We start from the raw sequence: 1,595 nt of genomic DNA, 5'->3' as shown, positions 1-1,595 counted from the left end.
CGCGGTCGCCGAGGAACGCCGCGCGGTGTCGGCCTCGGGCGACAGCAGCTGCGTGCGGAAGTACTCCGCGGCGGCGGCGTTCGCGGCGTACAGTCTCGAGCGGCCGGTGGTCTCGGGGGCGGCCCCGCCGTCCTCGTAGTGCAGCGTGTACCCGACGCGGGCGGCCATGCGCTCGACGGCCTCCGTGAAGGAGACGTGGTCCATCGCGCGCAGGAACGAGTACACGTCGCCCGACTCGCCGCACCCGAAGCAGTGGTAGTACCCGACCTGGGGTCGCACGTGGAAGCTGGGGCTGCGCTCGTCGTGGAAGGGGCACAGACCCTTCATCGACCCGACGCCCGCGGGTTTCAGCGCGACGCGCTCACCGACGACGTCGGCGATGTTGACCCGCGCCTTGACCTCGTCGATGTCGGCCTGCCGGATACGCCCCGCCATCAGGCATCCGCTCCCCGCGGCGGTCGCGCACCCGGCGCCCAGACGCCGAGCTCCGCGGCATCCACGTCACCCACGAGCCGGCCGTACCACGCGATCGCGAGCTGGTCCGTGAGGCTCGCGACCTGGTCGACGACCACGCGGCGGCGCGCGACGTCGTCCGTCGCGCTCTCGAAGTCGGGCAGGTGCAGCGTGTCGAGCGCCCCCGGGTTCTCCCACAGGGCGGATGCCAGTCGCTTCAGCACGCGTCGCTGCTCGCGGTACAGCGCCTTGCGGCCGTCGATCGACACGACGGTCGCGCCGATGATGCCCTTGAGCACCGCCATCTCGGCCTCGACGACGCGCGGGACGACCACGTGCGCGCGGTACCGCGTGAGGTCGCGGACGGCGTAGGCCTCGCGGGTCGCGGTCGTGGCGGCGCGCGCGAAGCGCCCGATGAGGTCGGACGTGAGGTTCTTGAGCCGCGCGAGCGCGGGCCGCGAGCCGTCGAACGATCCGATCCACTCGGGCAGCCGCATCAGCCGGTACAGCGCGTCGGCGAGCTCGTCGCGCGAGAAGTCATAGCCGACCCACGTCTGGATCGCCGTGAGGAGCGACTCGTGGCCGGCCGGGGATGCCAGCGCGGCGGGGTCGATGTACCGGTTGACGACCGCGTCCTCGAAGTCGTGCACCGAGTACGCGATGTCGTCGGAGAGGTCCATGACCTCGGCCTCGATGCAGCGCACGCGCCCGGGGGCTGTCCCACGCATCCAGTGGAACACGGGCTCGTCGTCGGGGTAGACGCCGAACTTCAACCGGCCGCCGGGGTCGGGAAGCGGTGCGTCGGCCGTCCACGGGTACTTGCACGTGGCATCCAGGCTCGCCCGGGTCAGGTTGAGACCGAACGAGTGCCCGTCGGGGCCGATGACCTTCGGCTCGAGGCGCGTGAGGATGCGCAGCGTCTGCGCGTTGCCCTCGAAGCCGCCGATGTCTTCGGCCCACTCGTTCATCGCCCGCTCGCCGTTGTGACCGAACGGCGGGTGGCCGAGGTCGTGGCTCAGGCACGCGGTGTCGACGACGTCGGGCGACAGCTCGAGCGCCGTGGCGAGCTCGCGGCCGACCTGTGCGACCTCNAGCGAGTGCGTGAGGCGGTTGCGTGCGAAGTCCGGCGGGGCTCGCGGGGC

Annotated in this window: 2 protein-coding genes; both read right to left on the bottom strand. The window is 72.0% G+C overall.

The genetic code is table 11. From position 1 onward, the window contains the following. Positions 1 to 435, bottom strand: a 435-nt coding sequence (locus I5G_RS21005; protein ID WP_036326688.1) for a CHC2 zinc finger domain-containing protein, incomplete at its 3' end; no start/stop codon positions are given. Then, positions 435 to 1,595: deoxyguanosinetriphosphate triphosphohydrolase (locus I5G_RS21000; protein ID WP_022878306.1), on the bottom strand; the 1,161-nt coding region annotated here is incomplete at its 5' end. The genes I5G_RS21000 and I5G_RS21005, both read right to left, overlap by 1 nt.

This window comes from Microbacterium sp. B19, assembly GCF_000333395.1.
GTDB lineage: Bacteria > Actinomycetota > Actinomycetes > Actinomycetales > Microbacteriaceae > Microbacterium.
The sequence above is the reverse complement of the archived record's forward strand: the minus strand, read 5'-3'. Positions and strand labels throughout refer to the sequence as shown.